Genomic DNA, 19,494 nt, shown 5'->3' with positions numbered 1-19,494 from the left:
TTGTCAGTCCTGCCGCAACACAAACACCCAAGGTCGTGAAAAGGTTCGGCGGTGCTCGGCGCCGTTTTCTCCTGAAATCGGGGAACGAAAGCGACCCATCCTGCTTCGTGGCGTGCTGAGCTTCGCCCCCTCAACGCGATGATTTTGCGTTTACACGCAAAGGTCGCTAGGCTGCCCTGATACGTCCTGCAGGGAGGGTGACATGGGACAGCGTGAAGAGAGACTGGCATTGATCAGAAGCGCTTACGCCGCACGCGACGGCGGTAACGCCGAAGGCTTGGTGACAGCCTTTCATCCCGAGGGTCTGTTCACCTTGATGGGCGACAACAGCGCGCTCGCACTGACGGGGACTATGCAGGGGCACCCGACCCTGCGTGGAGCCTTCAGTAAATTGATCGATGAATTCGGTTTCGAAGGTCGCGAAATCCTGGCCGAGCTGGTCGACGGAGATCGCGTTGCTGTCCACTCCCGCGTCGTCGTTCGACACCATCCGACCGGGAAGGCTTCCAACACCGAGATCCTGGACCTGTTCAGATTTCAGGACGAAAAGATCGTCGATCTGATCGAGTTTGCGGACACTGCGCAGATCAAGGCGATGATTTCCTGAGGCGCAAAGAGGTTGTGTCAGTGTCGCCTGACGTTAGGGAGTTTGGTGCACTGTCACAACACGCTGGCCCTCGCGCCAAGCCATCTCCCAGAAGTCCGCCTCGAGTCGGGTGGCTTCCTTGAAGATCGCAATCAGTTCTGCCTCGCGCGCCGGCGTGGCGTAGAGATCGGCGAGATGCTCCATGTGCGCCCGCGCTTTGGCAGCGACCTCCTGGTACGGCGCGCCGGCGTACTCGGCGATCCAGACGCGATAGGCGTTCGTCGCAGCGTCCGCGAGGGGGAGCGAGGCGAGCCGCGTTGCGATCTCCGCGTACCCGATCACGCAGGGGGCAAGCGCCACCTTGAGTGCCAGCAGATCGCCGCGCATTCCCGCGTCGAGCACGTAGCGTGTATAGGCCAGCATCTCGGCCGCCGGAGGCGCCTGTTCAAGGTCGGTCGGGGACAGACCCCAATCGGCACAGAGCTTCACGTGCAGATTCATCTCGACATCAAGGATGGCCGACAGGCCGGCCGCGGCTTCACGCATGTCGGCAAGTCGGGGCGACTTGTAGACCGCGAGCGCATACGCGCGAGCAAACTCGATCAGGAACAAATAGTCCTGAACGAGATAGTGACGAAACGCCGCTTCGGGGAGCGAGCCGTCTGCCAACCCGTTCGTGAAGGGATGCTCGGTGTAAGCCCGCCACTCAACGGACGCTTCTGTCTTGAGACGCTCGAAGAAACTCACGATCTTGTCTGCCCGGCCTGTTTGTCCATGAACGTCTTTGGCAAGCTACCGATAGCGCATTGCGAACCGGGGAGCTACGGTGACCGCGCACGAAACTGGCTTTGAGCGGCGTTGCGGATAGGGCACTCTCTGCGACGGGATTTTGTACACTGTCACCGCAGTCATTCTGCCAAGTCAGCCAGCCATCGTTGGAGCCCCTGACCATTGATGAGTTCGAGCCGATAAGGCAACACTTGCTTCATTCCTGGAGCCTCCTCAATGCGAGGAGCGAAATCCGACGTAGTCGCGATGATGCCTTTGCTGACGTTGGCTTCGGTGCTTAAGACGCCAAGCATCTCGTGAACGTGTGCGCGGTCGACTAAGCGGTTAGGCGCGTAAGCCTTCATCGACCCTAGAATTCGCAGACAGCCGACACCTCGCTTAACGGCAATTACATCGCGTCCGTGGTCGCCTGATCTGGGCGTAAGAGTAACCGCATAGCCTTCGGCACTCATCGCACCCGCAAGCATCTCTTCCCACTGCCGGTCACTGAGCTGAAATGCCAGCCCCCAGTCCTCTCCTAACCGTTGGGCTATCTCGACCCAAACTGACGCATAGGACTTAATGAGCAGTCCTTCGGAAGTTTGCTGGTCTGGAACGATCAAGCCGTTCAGCGTAATCGAAGCAATATTTGTGGCGTTGCTCAGCAAAGTAATCGCCTTGTTTCGGGGGCTGCTCGCTCCGAGCCTCCCGAAACCCGCGCCCATTCGCCCGAAACCGCCGATCATTTGCTCTCCTAAGCCAATTCTAGCGGAACCTGCGCGCTGAACGGTAGCGCCGACCGCGTGATAGAGCGTCCGTGAACAATCGACCTTTTGCTACTGCGCCATTGCCGTATCATCGCAATTCCCGTGGCACGGTCACGCACTAGCTCCCATCAGATAGCCCGTCGTGAGGCCGTGTGCTTTGAACCAATCCTTAACTGCTGTCTTCTTGTCAGATAAAATGCGATCAATCTGGTCATCTTTGGGAGTCGACCAATGGGACCAATCATAGAGCCGCAAGACTACCCTTCGCACACGTTCAATTTCTGCAGTAGAAAGCTGGCGATAGAATACTCGAAGACGCTCATCAGTATCAGTTATCTCCAATCGGGCGCAAACTGCGTCCCACAGTAGCTCCGACCACGCCATCATCGATTTGGAGCTAAAGATCCGCTGCAAACGTAACCTGTGTTGGTCATCCTTCGGCGCTTTCGCATCCCAGGATTCGAGGCCACCGTCCACAAGCATGCTGCATAAATCGACCATGTTGCTGAGCTCATCGTCGCGACGGTACTCTTCCGCCGTCATGCTCTCCACTGCAGGCTCGCGATACAAGAAGTGAGCAAAGATCGATTTATCCAACATATCCATTGTAATTGGTTGCTCGTCGGTACCTCGATTCCCTCGAGAAACGAATCTATCCAACTTGTTACGCTGGTCTGTTAGGACGCTATTGTAGAGGTGGGCACGAAATCGTCTATTCAGCTCGGCCTTAGTGAGCATCGCGTTCGGCCTGCTTAAGACATAATGGAAAAACGCTTGCTCGTTCTTGATCTGCGGCTGTTCCAAATTTTTGAAATCTTCGAAATCTTGCGCGAACTCTGCGCCTAGCTTCATCACCATAATCGAGGAATAAAAGCGCGTTTGCGCGAAAGCGTCGTGCGCCGCGATGTTTGTGTCGTTAAGCAAACGCAAATTGGGATTTAGGTAGATCTTGCACTCGAACACTCGACGTCCATTCATTAGCAACGCCGCAATCTTGTGTTGGCCATCGAAGAGACGAATATGCGAGCCGGTAATTCGGCCGATCGACGGTTGCAAGACGGGATGCGCTTGAAAATGTCGGTACAGCGAAAAGACCTTGTCCTTAATCAAATAGCGCGGCTGCAGGCCAATGCTGTCGTCTCCTTCGTCGTCACTGTCGAGAAGTGAAATGTCCAACGTAGCGTAGAAATACTGCCAGCCTGTCGTCGGACACTTATATAGCGTGTAGCTTAAGTCGCCTGATTGCGTGTCCAACTTGACAGCACCATCGTCCGCGAGAGCAACAATCGGCAGTCCGTATCGATCAATTCGCTTGTTCTGTTGTAGAAACGCGAGAAGATGACGGAGGGTCAACTTGGCCCCAATTTCAAAGAATGCATCGAGTTGCAGTTTTGTCCGAAAGTCTTCGAGAGAAAGCTGGCCCTTTTGCTTATTGTGCTGACTGCACATTGGCGCAATGTTGTTGAGTTCGCTGTCGCCACCACGCACATGTGCATGGATATGATCGAACTGAACTTGTTCCTCCTCCGATATAGCATGACCATTCGCATAGCAGCGGCGGCCAAAGCGCGCGAGGATGATCGACTTTTCTTCTTCGTTTAGTTGCCGTTTAAGAGTTGAAGCCATGTCCCCGCCCCATGTGGACTGCGTACCCCAGGTTGTCATATACACTTACGCGAGCGCGGACAGATGCTCAATGACAAGTAGGCCCTCGAATGAGGCGCGTCGATCGTTGATGGAAGACATCTGGAGACGCGGCGTGCAGTCACGCGCGCGAGCATGAGTCGCCAGAATGGCGAGCGCTCAAGGCCCTAGTTTGTAACGAACTTGCTCTCGTTGGGCGGATTCCGCTGGTACAGTTGGGTGGGCTCGAACCACCGACCTCCTGTTCCACAGACAGGCGCTCTAACCAACTGAGCTACAACTGCATCCTTGCGAGCCGCCCCGGGGGCGCCCTGAACGGGCCGAGAACCAAGGGGGGCTGGACGGGGCGGAAACTAGGTGCAACGGGCGTTTTTGGCAAGGCCGCAACACCCTCAAAACGTCCCGCAAACGAGGTTATTTCCAAAGCAAAACCCGGGCTCTAGGCCCGGGTTTCTTAATTCAAACGGCCCGGCCAGATCAGGCGGCGGGGTAGAGCTTCGCGGCAGAGGCCTTGATCGGCTCGGCGGCAGCGGTGGCAGCGCGCTGGGTGATCTCGGCGAGCTCCCGGGCCTGGGCCTGGAAGGTTTCGAGCTGCGTCTTGGAATGGTTGGTCCACAGCGCGAACGCATCCTGCGGCGCCTTCACGCTGAACAGCTCCTGGGTGAAGTCGAGATGGGCCTTGGTGTTGGCCTTCGCGAACTCCATCAGCTTGGCGGTGTATTCGCTCACGCCCTTGTGGGCGGAAGAGAACACGGCCTCGACGGTGCCGTTGTGGGTCTCGGCGGCGTCCTTGAACTTGGCGTAGCTCTCGCGGGCCTGCGACACGCCCTTCTCGGCGAACGCACGCATCTGCTCGGGGACCTCGAACGGAATGATCGAGGCAGAAAACGGATCAGTCGCACCTGTCATGGTTGTCCCTCACACTAATGAAAAAACGGAGTGAGCCTTCAGGCGCGCCCGCCGGCCAACCGGGTGACGGGTGCGAAGACTGGAAACACAAAACGAATGATGGCTCGCCCAGCGCGGGGACCATGCCTGCCCAAAATGTCAACATTGTGCAACGCAACGGGTTTGGAGGGTGCATTGCAAAATTTAATCTCGGGGAGGATGAGGTTCCCGGGCTGGGGAACCGGTGGTTGAGGTGTTTGAGTCCGGCGGCCGCGCTCTCTCCGTTCCCTCCCCCCTTGTGGGGGAGGGTCAGGGAGGGGGGTGCCACACGGGGATTTTCTCTGTCGCGCTTTGGCCGCGGGGCAACGACTGACACCTTTTGCTGGGTTACCCCTCTCCCTAGCCCTCCCCCACAAGGGGGGAGGGAACGCAGCTGAGTTGGGGCGCGAGCTTGGATTGATGTGACTGACCATTTGCCACGCGCGAATCCTGCGGATGCAGTGTCGGCCCGCCTTGCGGGCCTGGGGACATTAAGGTTATCGCGGCTTTAGGCCTTGGTCCGTAGGCTTGGGACGTGGACCTGTCCGCGGCTGCGGGCGATACTAACCCTTTCTTAAGGCTGTCATTCCCGGCAGCCTGATGCGCACAAGCGAGACGCGAAGCCGGTCGGATGACGAGTTCGGATTTCCAGTTGCGAGGCGTGGGCGATCCGCGGCTGGCCGTGCACGCGACCTCGCCGCTGCCCGCCTGGCTCTGGTCGATCGACGGCACGCGCGTGCTCTGGGCCAATCCGGTCGGCGCAAGGCTGTTTGGCGCGGCCAATGCCACGGCGCTCGCAGAAAAGACCTTCGGCCCCGCCGACAGCCACCGCCGCCAGATCGTCCGGCTTGCCGGCCGGCTGCCTCCGAACGGGGCGCTCCGGCTCGAACGGCTGCGCGGCTTCGGCGCGCGGCTCGGCACGCTGATGACCTGCGCCTGTGCCCGGCTCGAGTTCGCCGATGGCGGCCAATTCTTCCAAGGATCTGCGGTGCTCGTTACCGCGATGGACCCGGGCTTGCGCACCATGCCGCTGGTCGAGCGGCTGCTTCGTCTGGTCGACGGCGCCAAGACGCCGATGGCGGCATTCGCGCCCGACGGCCTGTTCGTCGGCGCCAGCGAAACGGCCCGCACCCTGCTCGGCTTCCGCGACCTGGGCGAAGCCGGCCTCGAACAGGCGCGCAGCGATGCGCTTCGCCAGGGCCGCGCCGAGACGCCGATCGGCATCGGCCAGATGGTGCTGCAGCGGGTCGGCAGCGGGGCCGATGTCGGCCTGGTCGCGCTGATCGAGCCTGCCGTGCAGCAGGCGGAGCCTGCGACTGCAGACGTCGAACCCGAGGTCGCTGAAGACATCGTGCGCGAAGACATCGCTCAGCCAGAGCCTGCGCCGCCGCCTGCTCCAGCCGCGGCGCCGGAGCATGTGCAAGCAGCGCCGTCGCAGGAGGCGCCATCCGAAATCGCGCTGTTCGACGCCTTTGCCGAGCCGGTCGACGCGCCGGAACCAACGATCGCGCACGAGCCACCCGCGCGCGAGCCGGCGACGGAAATCGTCTCGATCCAGCAAGCCGTCGAGGAAGCGGCCGACGCCGCGCCCGCCGAGATCGAGACTCCGGTGGCGAAGACTCCGGTTGAAAACTCGGCCGAAGCCATGGTGTCGCCGCAGGCCGCGCCGACCGTGAGCGGCATGGTCGAGCCGCCGTCGGGCCACGAAGAGCCGCCCGCACCGCGTCAGCATCCGTTGCGCTTCCTCTGGAAGATGGATGCAGAGGGCCGCTTTGTGCTTCTGTCCGATGAATTCATCCACCTGATCGGGCCGCGCACGGCGGCCGGCTTCGACCGCCCCTGGCGCGAGATCGCCGACGCATTCGCGCTCGACCCTGAAAGCCGCGTGGCGCAGGCGCTTGCCAGCAAGGATACCTGGGCCGGGATCACCGTGAACTGGCCGGCCGATTGCGGCGAGCACCTGCCGGTCGAGCTTGCCGGGCTTCCGGTTTATGACGGCGAGCGCAATTTCGCGGGCTTCAGGGGTTTTGGCGTCTGCCGCGATCTCGACGGCCTCAACCGGCTCGATGCGCTCAGGCGTTTTGAGCTTTTGGCCGAACCGGCGGCGGCGCAAAGCCTGTCCGCCGATGTGGTCGAGCCGGAGCCCGAACCAGCGCCCGAGCCAGAGGCGCCGCCGCCTCCGCCGATCGAGCCGCCGCCACCTGAGCCCGAGCCTGAAGCCGAACTGCCCGAACCCACACCCGACGCGAATTCACACCCAACCGATCCGGAAACGCCAGTGGAAACGCCTCCCAATGTCCTGCCGTTCCGAGCGCCCGGCGACACGCGACCGCCGACGCTGACGCCGGTCGAGAACAGCGCGTTCAACGAGCTCGCGCGGCAATTGTCCGAGCGCCTCGAACGCGACAAGGAAACCATCGCGGCATCGTCCGAGCCGCCGGATGCCGAGATCACGCCTGAAGCGCCGTCGCCTGAGCCCGAGCCCGAGCCTGAGGCTGAACCGCCGCACGCACCGGCCGAATGGCTGACCGCGCCCGCGCCGCCGGCGCACGGCCACAGCTCGCGCGACCGCGCGCTGCTCGACCTGCTGCCGACCGGCATCCTGATCTATCGGCTCGACCGCCTGCTCTATGCCAACCCGGCGTTTCTCGCGCGCATGGGCTATGCCAGCCTGAGCGCGCTGGAGAATGCCGGCGGGCTGGATGCGCTCTATGTCGAGCCGGGCGTGTCGACGGCCAGCAGCACGTCGCAGGCAGGCACGCCTGTCACGATCAGCGCGACGCTCGCCAATGGCGAAGCGCCGCTGCCGACCACAGAGGCGCATCTGCACGCGATCGACTGGGATGGCGAGAGTGCGCATGCGCTGATCTGCGCGCTGCCGCAGGCCGCGCCCGTTGCGGCTGCGCCCGTGATCGCGGAGACCGTCGTCGCCGAGACCATTGTCCCCGAGATCTTCGCGCCCGAGCCCGAGGTCGGCGAGGCCGACGCGGAAGATCTCGCCGCGATCCTCGACACCACGGCCGAGGGCATCGTGATGTTCGATGCCGAAGGCAACATCCACGCCTGCAACCGCAGCGCCGAGGCGCTGTTCGGCTATGACGGCGAAACGCTGATGCAGCAGAATCTGGTGACGCTGTTCGCGCCGGAGAGCCAGCATGTCGTCATCGACTATCTGGAAAACCTCAAGAGCCAGGACATCGCGAGCCTGCTCGACCACGGCCGCGAGGTGCTGGGGCGCGAGAAGAAGGGCGGCGTCATTCCGCTCGCCATGATCATGGGCCGCACCCGGCCCGACGGCCCGAACTTCTTCGCCGTGTTCCGCGATCTCTCGCACAGCAAGCAGGGCGAGAGCGAGCTGACGCAGGCGCGACGCCTGGTCGAAGGCACTGCGAATGCCAAGGCCGACATGCTGGCGCGGATCAGCCACGAAATCCGCACGCCGCTCAACGCCATCATCGGCTTTTCGGAGGTGATGATCTCGGAGCGCTTCGGCACGCTCGGCAACGAGCGCTATGGCGAGTACATGAAGGACATCCGCGCCTCCGGCGAGCGCGTCATCGCCATCATCGACGACCTGCTCGAGCTGTCGCGGATCGAGACCGGCAAGCTCGACCTCACCTTCGCCAACCTCAACCTCAACGATCTCGTCGAGGCCTGCGTGGTCGTGATGCAGCCGCAGGCCAACCGCGAGCGCATCATCATCCGCACCTCGCTCGGCCACGCGCTGCCGCAGGTGAGCGCGGATGCGCGCGCGATGCGGCAGATCACCATGAACCTGATCTCCAACTCGATCCGGCTCGCCAGCGCCGGCGGCCAGGTCATCGTCTCGACCGCGCTGACCGACCGGGGCGAGGTCGCACTTCGCATCCGCGACACCGGCCATGGCCTCACCGAGCGCGAAGTCGCCGCCGCGATGGAGCCGTTCCGGACGCCACCGCCCGGCGATGCCGAGGATAATTCGGCGCTGAGCCTGTCGCTGACCAAGGCCCTGGTCGAAGCCAACCGCGCCCGCTTCAACATCAAGAGCGCGGCGAACTCCGGCTCGCTGATCGAGGTGGTGTTCGCACCGGCGCTGGCGAAGGCGTAAGCGGCGAACGCGACTCCAGCCGATGCTGCACCCCCGCGGCCGCGCTGCGGCCGGCCTCGGCCGAGCCGCGCCCGACCAAGGCTGCCACGTCTTGCAACTTATTCCCGAACGGAACCGAAGCCCCTTGTTGCGGCTTGAGCCTGGACCAAGCGTTTCTCCTGCTGATCAGTTCGGCACTGCAGCTCCCGCACCCCAGTGATTTCAAATGGCCGACCGAGCGAAATCCGTGGCATCGAAGCAGCGTTCGCCCAAGCGGAACGACACGGTGCGGAGCGAGGGAGGCCCGACCGCCACTGAGCGAAAGCCGCTGCCCACGGGCGCGGGCGCGCGCATGAACGCACGCGTCGTGCTTGCCCTCGCGCTGGTCGCACTTGCGTTGTGGACGGCGGCGGGATTTCTCCCCGCGTTGATCTGGGCCGCGATTCTCGCAACCAGCCTGTGGCCGCTCTACACCAAGTTTGCAGCGCGCGTGAGCTCCGGCCGCTCCAGCCTGGCTCCGCTGGTCTTCACGCTCGTCGTCGCCCTCATCCTGTTTACGCCGATGTCGCTTGCCGTCTATCAGATCGCGCAGCAAGGCGATCTGCTCGTGGGCTGGATGAAGCAGGCCGGAGAGAGCGGGATCGAAGTGCCTGATTGGCTCGCCCGCCTTCCGATCGCCGCAGAGAGCATGGAGCAGTGGTGGCGCAGCAACCTTTCCGATCCCAAAGCCGCGACCGCATGGCTGAAAAGCGTCAACGCAGACAACGCATCGGAATTGTTTCGAACCTTCGGCGGCCAGCTGCTTCACCGCCTGTTTCTTCTGTTCTTTTCGCTGGTCGCCCTGTTCGTCTTGCTGCGCAACGGCCGGTCGATCTCGGACCGCGTGCTGGAAACCTGCGATCGACTTTTCGGTGAGGCGGGAGAGGGTCTCGCCGAGCAGATGGTCGGCGCGATCCGCGGCACCGTGAACGGTACGGTGCTGGTCGCCGCGGGCGAGGGATTATTGATCGGCGTGGCCTATTTCGTCGCGGGCGTGCCGAATGCCATCGTATTCACGATTTTGACGACGGCCTTCGCCATGCTTCCCTTCGGCGCCTGGCTGGCTTTCACCGCTGCGGCGGTAGTCCTGGTCTCGGGCGGAGGCAGCGGCTTCGCAGCCGCGGGCGTCTTCTTCTGGGGTGCGATCGTCATGTTGGCCGGCGATCATTTCGTCTGGCCGACCCTGGTCGGCGACTCCGCGCGGCTGCCGTTTCTGTTCGCGTTCGTCGGAATCTTTGGAGGCTTGGCTGCCTTCGGCCTTCTGGGCTTGTTCTTGGGCCCGGTGATCATGTCAGCCTTGCTGGTGGTCTGGCGCGAGTGGGTGTTCCGACCTGTCGCGCACGAGAAGAACGGCTGAGTCACCGCGGGCATATCCCCCAAGTACGCGCCAGAAAGCAAAAGGCACGGCGCCGACGACGCCGTGCCTTCCGCATTCAAGAGGCTCGATCTCAGCTGTAGATTTCGAATAGGCCCGCGCCGCCCTGGCCGCCGCCGATGCACATCGTCACGACGCCCCACTTCGCCTTGCGGCGCTTGCCTGCCTGGAGAATGTGGCCGGTGAGACGTGCGCCGGTCATGCCGAACGGGTGGCCGATCGGCGCTGGCGAAGGCGTAAGGCGAGATCAGGCTGGGACTGGACTGGCGGCTGCCTTTACGTAGTGGCGCAACCCGCTCGGACATGTAGTATGGCCCTGCCGGAGGGGTACCAAATTGGACGGAATCAATCTTCACGATCCCCTCTTCGCTACCTATGTCGTTGCCGCCAGCTTGATCATCCTCAAGGCCGTGGCGATGTCGTGGCTCACCGTAGTCCGGATGGTGAGGGCCCAGGGCGGCTACCGTTCGCCGGAGGACATCAAGAAGACACCACTGAATCCCGCGCCCGATCCGGCGCAGCTTCTTCCCAACGAAGATGTGGAGCGGATCCGCCGGATCCAGATGAACGATCTCGAGAGCCTGCCGTATTTCCTGGTCGCGGGCTTTCTTTATGTTCTCACAAAGCCGTCGCTGCTTCTCGCGCAATGCCTGCTCTACGGCTACGTTGCCTCACGCTTGCTGCATTTTCTCGCCTATCTCACCGGGCAAATTCACGACATTCGCGCAATGCTGTGGACCGTCGGCTCGGTCATCCTGGTCTTCATGACCGTGCGCACGCTGCTCGTTGCACTCGGCGCTTGAGGCTCAGTCGGCCACGCCGGCGATCTGCTGGGCCGAAAGGTAGCGTTCAAGCGCCTCGTGCTGCTTGAAAAAGCGCATGGCGCGCAGATCGCGGATCGTGGTTTTTTGTGCCGCATCGCGAACCCGGGTGACCTCGCGGGCTTCCTCCAGCCGGCCGACCCCGACCAGGTTTGCCGCGAGCATGCGATGCCCGGTGCCGTTGCTCGGATTGTGCCGAACCGACTTGCGCGCCCAGGCAACGCCCTCCTCGTACTGCCCGAGGGCAAAGTAGGACGCGGTCAATCCCGTCATCCACATATGGAGCATGCTGTCCTCGGGGCTGAGGACGAGAGACCGATGCAGGCATGCGAGTGCGTTGGCATAATCGCCTCCCATGCTGTCGATCATTCCGAGTACACCCCATGCGAAAGCCGAACTCGGATTGAGCCTTGCGGCCTCGCTGGCGTGAATGCGCCCCTGATCGTTGTCGCCGGCGGGCCCAAACAGCGTGAAGCCATAGACAGCGTGGGCGAAAGCGTCCCCACTATCCTGCTCGACGGCGCGGCGCGCCAGACCGACCGCCTCGGACGCGGCATCCGCAGACATGTTGGCGCCGAGCGGCGGAGCCATCACGAGTCCCCAAGCCAGCGCCGCCAGCGTCGCCGTTCGCTCCTGATCGAGGCTCAGAGACCGCCGAAGCAGATCGATGGCCTTGACGATACCTTCGCGGGTGCCGCCCCATAAATGGTGAAGGCCGCGCAAATACAGATCATAGGCCGAAAGATCAGTTGGCGGCTTGCGGCGTGCGCGTTCGATCTCGGCACTACGAACGGCGGGATCGACGACTGCGGCAACACTGCTGCTGACGTCGTCCTGCAGGTCGAAGATGTCGACCAGGGGGCGGTCGTAGCGATTGGACCAGACCTGGGCCTCGCTTCCGGTATGAGTGAGCTCGGCCGAGACGCGAATGCGGTTGCCCGCCTTGCGAATATGACCGCTCAGGACGTATTGCGCACCGAGTTGCTGCGCAATCTGCCGGCTGGTCATTCCCTTGTCCCGAAGGGCAAAGCTCGATCCGGCCGCGATCACCACCAGCTCGCGAAAGCGCGATAGAGCGGTGATGATGTCTGCAGTGACGCCATCGGCGAAGTAGTCCTGTTCGGTGTCACCACCCATGTTGCGGAACGGAAGCACCGCCACGGAGGGCCTGTCGTTGCCGATCACGTGCTCCGCCTGGTGCGAAAGGTCTGCCGTCGTCTCCGCTGCCGGCAGAATGATCTTCTGCTCCTGGACCTTGCGCAATTCCGCAGCCAGGGCGGTGGTCGCCGCATCGGGCACGGTGCCGAGCTCTTGCTTCAGCAAGGCAACGACGGCCTGATAATATTTGAGCGCCTCGGCGTTGCGGCCGGCCGCGGACAACGCGCGCATGATCAGGCGGTGCGCATCCTCGCGCATGCTGTTGAGTGCATTGGCGCGCTGGCCGGCGAGCAGGGCATCGCCGGCACGTCCGTCGGACAGTTCCTGGTCGCCGAGCGCTACCATCGCGCCGACAGCCAGCTCCGATAACCGCTCGCGTTCGCCGGCCAGCCACTCGCTCCAGCCCTCAGCGTTGACCGCGATGTCATCGACGAGGCGCCCGCGATAGAGATCTGCCGCCGCGGTCAGCGCGTCACGGCTGCCCTTTCTGACAAGCCGCTCGAATTGCGGCACATCGCAGGTGATCACAACGGCATTCAACGAAATGAATTCCCCGTCACTCCTGAGAGCACTCTGACCAAGAACTTGACGTAGCTTGAACAGCGCCTGTCGCAGGTTTTGCTTCGCCTGCGCTTCAAAGTGCGATCCCCACAGCAAGGTCGAGAGTTTTTCGCGGTGCTGAGGCTGAGGTGCCGTGCAGGCCAGATAGGCCAGCAATCCCGCGAGTTTCTTGTTCGGCAAGCTGACGGCGCCGTCCGGCCCGATCAGTTCAAAACGTCCAAGAAGTGCGAGAGTAAAACTTGGGCTGGGCGCGGGTGCAGTTTCGGTCATTCCGCCTCAAAAATAAGCAGATGCGCTCACGGATATACATCCTACACGAATTGCCGCCTTAGCGAACAATATTAACGCTGCAGTGACGGCCGAGTGACGCCGGCGACGACGACAGTGGGTTCAGATCGCATCGCGACGAGATGCCGGTTGGTTGATCGACGCGGAGCAATTTCATCCGGAAGTCAGCGTGCGCGCGCATCACCTCATCATGATCGTCGTTGGCTTATTCGTGGTGCTCGCCGGATTCGACGCAGCGTTGACGACCTTTGCACACCCGGCACTCAGGGCCGCTTCGCGGTCGGCGCCGCCCGTCGCACCGCTCCTTTTCGGAGGCGACTGATCGCACGCCGGCATCACAACAGCCATCAAACAGGAGGTCGCATTGACCGACATCGCACAGCAGGGAAGACAATCGCACGGGTTTCTCGCGTCCGACCAAGAACAGCGATTGGTTGCGATGTGGAGACTTGGAGTGGTCGCCTTTTATGGCTCGCTCCTGGCGCTGGTGATTGCCTTCGCGGCAATAAGCAAGGCGCCCCGAGAGCGCCAAGCCAACCTCGCCTCCAATGATTTCGTCACCCACTACATTTCGAACCCGCCGACACCGTAGGCGATCAGGACGAGCGACAGCGAAGCATATGAGGACAATCGTGAACAATCACAACCGTGCTGCGTCTCCAATTCGGGCCAGATCTCCAGCATCGCACGACAGAAAGCGAGCAGGCGGCGAGACGCGCCTGATGATCCTCGTTCTGCTGGGATTCGGCCTAGTTCACGTGATCGGCGCGATCCTCATTCAGCGCGCGTCGACCGAGCGAGGTGATCCGCCCCTGATCCTCGCTTCGCACACCGACTGACGGCCGCCACATGCAGCCGGTTCATGGGATTTGAAAACCCAGGAGGCAACATGCCAGCAATCATACGCACGATTTCCCGCACGGTCCTCTCGGTCATCGTTGCCGAATTGGCGAAGCACGCCTTCTTGTTGTGCGCAGCGTGCGTCTTTGTGTTCGTGCTCTCACGAACCTACGGCCTGGATTTGAGCGCCGGATTCTTCTGACGTTCGCAATGGTGGCCGACATGACTGAAATCTGAAGACGTCGTCGATGCGCAAGTCCTGAGGAGCTGATATGTACGTTGGCCGGATATTGTCCACGCTTGGCGGACAAGGACCCATGCTCCTGGTGATCTCGCTTTGCGCAGGGCTGGTGATCACTCCCTTCGCTCATCTCGGCTACGATCTTTTGCCCTTTTCGGCATTTCTTCTGACGCTGGGCTCGTTTCTTACGGCGGGTCTTGCCCCCTCTGAAGCCAGCATTCGTCCGCTCCTGATGGGCGTGGTGCTTGCCTGGGTTGGCCTGGTGCTGCCATTCGCTGCTGCGATTCTGCTGTCCTTTGCTCCGCTTGATCCTGCGCTGCGGGCCGGCGTTCTGCTTTCACTGCTGGCGCCGCCGGTCGGAAGCGCCGCTGCGATCGCCGGAATGCTCGGTTTGCGACCACGTCTCGCACTGCTCGTTTCCATCGCACTGACCTTGCTCACACCGATCTCGATTCCGAGTTTTGCCACGGTGCTCGGACTTGGAATTGCATTCGACATGGGCGGGCTGGCGATCCGGCTCTTCAGCATTATCGGCGCTGCAGGCCTGGTGGCCTTCTTAGCCATGAGGTTTCGTCGTCATGTGATTCCCGTTCTGCCCGATCAAAGCGCCGCCACCGGGATCGCCGTTGTCGGGCTCATGATCGTGGGGCTTGCCACCTCGCAAGGCATACGGGCGCAATGGACCAGCAACGCCCTGCGTTTCGACGTGATGCTCGCCGCGGCGATCGTGTTCAATTTCGGTCTGTGCGTCCTCGCTGCCATGACGTTCGCGAGACTGGGGTGGCAAACCGCCGGTACCATCGGTCTCGTGAGCGGAAACCGCAACGTCACGCTCGTGTGGGCAGCAGCGAGCTTCGGTCTGCCGTCGCTGGCGGAAGGTTATGTCGCTGCGTGCGTCATCCCGGTCCTCGCCCTTCCTCTCATCATCAAGCTTTGTCTTAGACTACCATCCTTCAGCCGCTTCATCCTACAAAACCGGTGAGCCAAAGAGTACACGCCTGACCTGGTACTCAAACAAAGGGCACGGCGCTTGCGGCGCCGTGCCCTTCGCAGTCCTGCAGTCTGTCTCAGCTATAAATCTCGAACAGTCCCGCGCCGCCCTGGCCGCCGCCAATGCACATCGTCACGACGCCCCACTTCGCCTTGCGGCGCTTGCCTTCCTGGAGGATGTGGCCGGTGAGCCGCGCGCCGGTCATGCCGAAGGGATGGCCGATCGCGATCGAGCCGCCGTTGACGTTGTACTTGTCGGGATCGATGCCGAGCTTGTCGCGCGAATAGAGACACTGGCTGGCGAAGGCTTCGTTGAGCTCCCAGAGATCGATGTCGTCGATCTTCAGGCCATGGCGCTTCAACAGCTTCGGCACGGCAAAGATCGGGCCGATGCCCATCTCGTCCGGTTCGCAACCCGCGGCCGCCCAGGCGACGAAGCGGCCCATGGGATTGAGGCCGCGCTTCTCCGCGTCCTTGGCTTCCATCAGCACCACGGCCGCAGCACCGTCCGACAGCTGGCTGGCGTTGCCGGCCGTGACGAACTTGCCGGGACCCCTGACGGGCTCGAGCTTGGCGAGACCTTCCAGCGTGGTCTCGGGCCGGTTGCACTCGTCGCGGTCGACGACGTAGTCGACGATCGACTCGGCCTTGGTCGCCTTGTCGACCACTTTCATCTTGGTCTTCATCGGGACGATCTCGTCCTTGAACTTGCCCGCCTGCTGCGCGGCGGCCATGCGGCGCTGCGACTCCAGCGAATACTCGTCCTGATATTCACGGCTTAGATTGTAGCGCTCGGCGACGATGTCGGCGGTATCGATCATCGCCATGAAGATTGCCGGCGCCGTCTTGAGCAGCTCGGGATCGATCGATTCCTTCGGCGTCCCGCCGCCCGGCATCGAGATGCTCTCGACGCCGCCTGCGACGATGCAGTCGGAACCGTCCGAGCGGATCGAGTTGGCGGCCATCGCGATGGTCTGGAGACCGGACGAGCAGAACCGGTTCACTGAGACGCCGCCGGTCGATTTCGGCATTCCTGCCAGCAGCGCGGCCTGGCGGCCGATGTTCGGCGCGCCATGGGCGCAATTGCCGAGATAGCAATCCTCGACATAGTCCTTCTCGACGCCGGCGCGGTCCACCGCGTGATGGATGGCGTGGGCCGCGAGCGACATGGGCGGGGTGATGTTGAACCCGCCGCGGCCGGATTTCGCGAGGCCCGTGCGTGCATAGGATACGATGACGGCTTCACGCATTGTTTTCTCCCTTTTCGAACGATTTTGACCGGAGCGCCGGTCGAGGTCTTCTCGGCGCCATTGGTACACAAAGTGCAGCGGTCGCGGGAGAAATAAAAACGCCGCCCTCGCGAGAGGGCGGCGTTGTTCCGCGGGTCGGAATATCAATGTGAGCATCGCTCTATCCACTCGTCATGCCCGGGCTTGTCCCGGGCATCCACGTTCTTTCTCCGACCGGGCGAGACGTGGATGGCCGGGTCAAGCCCGGCCACGACGACGGAGAAAGCTCGACTAGAACGTCAGCGCCTTGACCTGCTTGACCTGCGGCAGGGCCTGCACCTTGGCGAGCAGATCGGCCGGCACCGCGCCGTCGACCTCGATCAGCGCGATCGCGTCGGAGCCCGGCGCGACGCGGCCGAGATGGAAGGTCGCGATGTTGATCTTGGCATCGCCGAGCAGGCTCGCGAACTTGCCGATGAACCCCGGCTTGTCCTCGTTGGTGACGTAGATCATCGACTTGCCGAATTCGGCGTCGACGCGGATGCCCTTGATGTCGACGAGGCGCGGCTTGCCGTCGGCATAGACCGTGCCCGAGACCGACCGCTCCTGCCGCTCGGTGGTGACGGTGACGGTGATCAGGCTTTCATAGTCGCTCTGGGCGGCGCGGACGATCTCGTCGACCACCATGCCGCGCTCCTTGGCGACGACGGGCGCGGAGACGACGTTGACCTCGCCCAGCATCGGCCGCAGCAGGCCGGACAGCACGGCGGAAGTGATCGCCTTGATCTTCATCTCGGCGACATGGCCCTCATAGGTGATCTCGACTTTGAGGATGCCGCTCTCGGTCAGCTGTCCCGCGAACGAGCCGAGCTTTTCGGCAAGCGCGATGAACGGCTTCAGCTTCGGCGCTTCTTCCGCCGTGATCGAGGGGAAGTTGACGGCATTCGAGATCGCGCCGGTGAGCAGATAATCCGACATCTGCTCGGCGACCTGAAGCGCGACGTTCTCCTGCGCCTCGGTGGTGGACGCGCCGAGATGCGGCGTGCAGATCACGTTGGGATGACCGAACAGCACGTTCGCAGTGGCGGGCTCTTCGACGAAGACGTCGAAGGCGGCGCCGGCGATGTGCTTGGAATTCAAAGCGTCGACCACGGCCTGCTCGTCGACGAGGCCGCCGCGGGCGCAGTTGATCAGGCGCACGCCCTTCTTCATCTTGGCGATCGCGGATGCGTCGATGATATTTTTGGTCTTCTCGGTGAGCGGCGTATGCAGCGTGATGAAGTCGGCGCGCTTGAGCAGGTCGTCGAGCTCGACCTTCTCGACGCCGATGTCCCTGGCGCGTTCCGGCGACAGGAACGGATCGAACGCGATCACCTTCATGCGCAGGCCGAGCGCACGGTCGGCGACGATCGAGCCGATGTTGCCGCAGCCGACGACGCCGAGCACCTTGCCGGTGATCTCGACGCCCATGAAGCGATTCTTCTCCCACTTGCCGGCCTGGGTCGAAGCGTCCGCCTGCGGAATCTCGCGCGCCAGCGCCAGCATCAGGGTGATGGCGTGCTCGGCAGTCGTGATCGAATTGCCGAAGGGCGTGTTCATCACGATGATGCCCTTGGCCGTGGCGGCGGGAATCTCGACGTTGTCGACGCCGATGCCGGCGCGGCCGATCACCTTGAGATTGGTCGCCTTCTCGAGGATCTTCGCGGTCGCCTTGGTCGCCGAGCGGATCGCGAGGCCGTCGTAATTGCCGATGATCTCGGCGAGCTTGTCCTTGTCCTTGCCGAGGTTGGGCTGGAAGTCGACCTCGACGCCGCGGTCCTTGAAGATCTGCACGGCAGCGGGAGAGAGCGCGTCGGAAATGAGAACTTTGGGTTTGGTCATGGGAATGATCCCTGATGGTCGATAAATCTGAGACCGTCATCCGCGGGCTTGCCCCGCGGATCCATTCTCTTCGATGGATGGCCGGGTCAAGCCCGGCCATGACGAGATGAGATAACGCGACGAGCGAAGCTTGCTTACGCCGCCTTGGCGAGCGTGGCCTTGGTCTCGGCGAAGGCCCAGTCGATCCACTGGGTCAGCAGCGCGACATCACTGGCTTCGACGGTGGCGCCGCACCAGATGCGCAGGCCGGCGGGCGCATCGCGGTAGTAGGCGAAGTCGTAGCCCGCGCCTTCCTTCTCGACCAGCGCCACCAGCTTCTTGGAGAAGTCGGCCTGCGCGTCCTCGGAGAGTGAGGTGATCGCGGGATCGGTGAACTTCAGGCACACCGAAGTGTTGGAGCGGATCGCGGCGTCCTTGGCGAGGAAGTCGATCCAGGGCGTCTTCGCCTTCCAGTCGGCGAGCACCTTGGTGTTGGCGTCGGCGCGCGCGATCAGCGCCTTCAGGCCGCCGATCGACTTGGCCCAGTTCAGCGCGTCGAGATAATCCTCGACGCAGAGCATCGACGGCGTGTTGATGGTCTCGCCGACGAAAATGCCTTCGTTGATCTTGCCGCCCTTGGTCATGCGGAAAATCTTCGGCAGCGGCCAGGCCGGCTTGTAGGTTTCGAGCCGCTCCACCGCGCGGGGCGACAGGATCAGCATGCCGTGCGCGGCTTCGCCGCCGAGCGCCTTCTGCCAGGAGAAGGTGACGACGTCGAGCTTGGCCCAGTCGAGGGGTTGCGCGAACGCGGCCGAGGTGGCGTCGCAGATGGTCAGACCTTCGCGGGTCGCGCTGATCCAATCGGCGTTAGGCACGCGCACGCCCGAGGTGGTGCCGTTCCAGGTGAAGACGACGTCGGACTTCGGATCGACCTTGGAGAGGTCGGGGATCTCACCGTAAGCCGCGTTGAGCTTGGTGACGTCCTTGAGCTTCAATTCCTTGACGATGTCGCTGACCCAGCCCTCGCCAAAGGATTCCCAGGCGAGCGTGGTGACGGGCCGCGCACCCAGCATCGACCACAGTGCCATCTCGACCGCGCCGGTATCGGAGGCCGGCACGATACCGATGCGATAATCGGCGGGCACTTCGAGCACCTCGCGCGTCAAATCGATCGCGAGCTTGAGCTTGGTCTTGCCGACCTTCGCGCGATGCGAACGGCCGAGCGCTGCGTCCTTGAGATTTTGGGCATTCCATCCGGGGCGCTTGGCGCAAGGGCCGGAGGAGAAATGCGGCACGTTCGGCCGCGAAGCGGGCTTCGCTACAGTCATCTTCTA

16 protein-coding genes, 1 tRNA gene and 1 pseudogene are annotated in these 19,494 nt (G+C 62.7%); 8 read left to right on the top strand and 10 right to left on the bottom strand.

Annotated features, from left to right (window positions below; genetic code table 11):
- The first annotated feature begins 202 nt into the window (after positions 1-202).
- Entirely contained in the window at positions 203-607 is a 405-nt protein-coding gene (locus GWG67_RS27685) for a nuclear transport factor 2 family protein (RefSeq protein WP_275172509.1), read from the top strand.
- Between the two features lie 33 nt (positions 608-640).
- Here the strand turns inward: GWG67_RS27685 and tenA are convergent, their stop codons facing one another.
- From tenA to GWG67_RS27660, 5 genes are all read right to left on the bottom strand, one after another.
- Positions 641-1,333, bottom strand: a complete 693-nt coding sequence (tenA, locus tag GWG67_RS27680) for a thiaminase II (RefSeq protein ID WP_275172508.1) — start codon at positions 1,331-1,333, stop codon at positions 641-643.
- 161 nt (positions 1,334-1,494) lie between these two features.
- Positions 1,495-2,100, bottom strand: a complete 606-nt coding sequence (locus tag GWG67_RS27675; RefSeq protein ID WP_275172507.1) for a restriction endonuclease — start codon at positions 2,098-2,100, stop codon at positions 1,495-1,497.
- A 132-nt stretch (positions 2,101-2,232) separates the two neighbouring features.
- Positions 2,233-3,747: an HNH endonuclease gene (locus tag GWG67_RS27670; protein WP_275172506.1), complete on the bottom strand. Its 1,515-nt coding sequence runs from the start codon at positions 3,745-3,747 to the stop codon at positions 2,233-2,235.
- Positions 3,748-3,972: 225 nt separating this feature from the next.
- A tRNA-His gene (locus GWG67_RS27665) sits at positions 3,973-4,049 on the bottom strand.
- Positions 4,050-4,242: 193 nt separating this feature from the next.
- The gene (locus GWG67_RS27660) at positions 4,243-4,674 is read right to left on the bottom strand and encodes a phasin (protein WP_275172505.1); all 432 of its coding nucleotides are present in this window, start codon (positions 4,672-4,674) and stop codon (positions 4,243-4,245) included.
- Between the two features lie 649 nt (positions 4,675-5,323).
- Between GWG67_RS27660 and GWG67_RS27655 the strand changes: the two genes are divergently transcribed.
- Both GWG67_RS27655 and GWG67_RS27650 read left to right on the top strand, forming a co-directional pair.
- A complete protein-coding gene (locus GWG67_RS27655; protein ID WP_275172504.1) occupies positions 5,324-8,779 on the top strand; it encodes a PAS domain-containing protein in 3,456 nt (1,151 codons plus the stop codon).
- 331 nt (positions 8,780-9,110) lie between these two features.
- Positions 9,111-10,154, top strand: coding sequence for an AI-2E family transporter (locus GWG67_RS27650; RefSeq protein ID WP_275172503.1), 1,044 nt, complete (start codon positions 9,111-9,113; stop codon positions 10,152-10,154).
- A 91-nt stretch (positions 10,155-10,245) separates the two neighbouring features.
- Here the strand turns inward: GWG67_RS27650 and GWG67_RS27645 are convergent.
- A pseudogene (locus tag GWG67_RS27645) lies at positions 10,246-10,392 on the bottom strand (acetyl-CoA C-acyltransferase); the annotation flags it as partial.
- A 115-nt stretch (positions 10,393-10,507) separates the two neighbouring features.
- On the opposite strand from GWG67_RS27645, the gene GWG67_RS27640 reads away from it, so the two are divergent.
- Entirely contained in the window at positions 10,508-10,975 is a 468-nt protein-coding gene (locus GWG67_RS27640) for an MAPEG family protein (protein ID WP_026232558.1), read from the top strand.
- A 3-nt stretch (positions 10,976-10,978) separates the two neighbouring features.
- On the opposite strand, the gene GWG67_RS27635 is transcribed toward GWG67_RS27640, so the two are convergent.
- Positions 10,979-12,868 carry a BTAD domain-containing putative transcriptional regulator gene (locus GWG67_RS27635; protein WP_275172502.1) on the bottom strand — a complete coding sequence of 630 codons (1,890 nt, stop codon included), beginning with the start codon at positions 12,866-12,868 and terminating at the stop codon, positions 10,979-10,981.
- Between the two features lie 265 nt (positions 12,869-13,133).
- Here GWG67_RS27635 and GWG67_RS27630 point away from each other — a divergent pair, with 265 nt between their 5' ends.
- The 4 genes from GWG67_RS27630 to GWG67_RS27615 all read left to right on the top strand — a co-directional run bounded on the left by GWG67_RS27630 (position 13,134) and on the right by GWG67_RS27615 (position 15,063).
- A complete protein-coding gene (locus tag GWG67_RS27630; protein WP_275172501.1) occupies positions 13,134-13,322 on the top strand; it encodes a hypothetical protein in 189 nt (62 codons plus the stop codon).
- A gap of 42 nt (positions 13,323-13,364) precedes the next feature.
- The gene (locus tag GWG67_RS27625) at positions 13,365-13,592 is read left to right on the top strand and encodes a hypothetical protein (protein ID WP_275172500.1); all 228 of its coding nucleotides are present in this window, start codon (positions 13,365-13,367) and stop codon (positions 13,590-13,592) included.
- A 297-nt stretch (positions 13,593-13,889) separates the two neighbouring features.
- The gene (locus tag GWG67_RS27620) at positions 13,890-14,042 is read left to right on the top strand and encodes a hypothetical protein (protein ID WP_275172499.1); all 153 of its coding nucleotides are present in this window, start codon (positions 13,890-13,892) and stop codon (positions 14,040-14,042) included.
- Between the two features lie 115 nt (positions 14,043-14,157).
- Entirely contained in the window at positions 14,158-15,063 is a 906-nt protein-coding gene (locus tag GWG67_RS27615) for a hypothetical protein (protein WP_275172498.1), read from the top strand.
- An 85-nt stretch (positions 15,064-15,148) separates the two neighbouring features.
- Here the strand turns inward: GWG67_RS27615 and GWG67_RS27610 are convergent, their stop codons facing one another.
- The 3 genes from GWG67_RS27610 to GWG67_RS27600 form a co-directional block, all read right to left on the bottom strand.
- Complete coding sequence (locus GWG67_RS27610) at positions 15,149-16,321, bottom strand: acetyl-CoA C-acyltransferase (protein WP_275172497.1); 1,173 nt, start codon at positions 16,319-16,321, stop codon at positions 15,149-15,151.
- A 270-nt stretch (positions 16,322-16,591) separates the two neighbouring features.
- A complete protein-coding gene (gene serA, locus GWG67_RS27605) occupies positions 16,592-18,181 on the bottom strand; it encodes a phosphoglycerate dehydrogenase (RefSeq protein ID WP_204512347.1) in 1,590 nt (529 codons plus the stop codon).
- A gap of 134 nt (positions 18,182-18,315) precedes the next feature.
- Complete coding sequence (locus GWG67_RS27600; RefSeq protein WP_027520323.1) at positions 18,316-19,488, bottom strand: phosphoserine transaminase; 1,173 nt, start codon at positions 19,486-19,488, stop codon at positions 18,316-18,318.
- Positions 19,489-19,494 lie beyond the last annotated feature (6 nt).

The sequence above is a fragment of the Bradyrhizobium sp. CSS354 genome, from assembly GCF_029051725.1.
Taxonomy (GTDB): domain Bacteria; phylum Pseudomonadota; class Alphaproteobacteria; order Rhizobiales; family Xanthobacteraceae; genus Bradyrhizobium.
The sequence above is the reverse complement of the archived record's forward strand: the minus strand, read 5'-3'. Positions and strand labels throughout refer to the sequence as shown.

Excerpts from the sequence above, each read along its gene's own strand:
- GWG67_RS27615 (WP_275172498.1), top strand. The coding sequence starts at position 14,158 with ATGCTCCTGGTGATCTCGCTTTGCGCAGGGCTGGTGATCACTCCCTTC.
- GWG67_RS27675 (WP_275172507.1), bottom strand. The coding sequence starts at position 2,100 with ATGATCGGCGGTTTCGGGCGAATGGGCGCGGGTTTCGGGAGGCTCGGA.
- serA (WP_204512347.1), bottom strand. The coding sequence starts at position 18,181 with ATGACCAAACCCAAAGTTCTCATTTCCGACGCGCTCTCTCCCGCTGCC.
- GWG67_RS27650 (WP_275172503.1), top strand. The coding sequence starts at position 9,111 with ATGAACGCACGCGTCGTGCTTGCCCTCGCGCTGGTCGCACTTGCGTTG.
- GWG67_RS27660 (WP_275172505.1), bottom strand. The coding sequence starts at position 4,674 with ATGACAGGTGCGACTGATCCGTTTTCTGCCTCGATCATTCCGTTCGAG.
- GWG67_RS27610 (WP_275172497.1), bottom strand. The coding sequence starts at position 16,321 with ATGCGTGAAGCCGTCATCGTATCCTATGCACGCACGGGCCTCGCGAAA.
- GWG67_RS27600 (WP_027520323.1), bottom strand. The coding sequence starts at position 19,488 with ATGACTGTAGCGAAGCCCGCTTCGCGGCCGAACGTGCCGCATTTCTCC.
- GWG67_RS27670 (WP_275172506.1), bottom strand. The coding sequence starts at position 3,747 with ATGGCTTCAACTCTTAAACGGCAACTAAACGAAGAAGAAAAGTCGATC.
- GWG67_RS27620 (WP_275172499.1), top strand. The coding sequence starts at position 13,890 with ATGCCAGCAATCATACGCACGATTTCCCGCACGGTCCTCTCGGTCATC.
- GWG67_RS27655 (WP_275172504.1), top strand. The coding sequence starts at position 5,324 with ATGACGAGTTCGGATTTCCAGTTGCGAGGCGTGGGCGATCCGCGGCTG.
- GWG67_RS27685 (WP_275172509.1), top strand. The coding sequence starts at position 203 with ATGGGACAGCGTGAAGAGAGACTGGCATTGATCAGAAGCGCTTACGCC.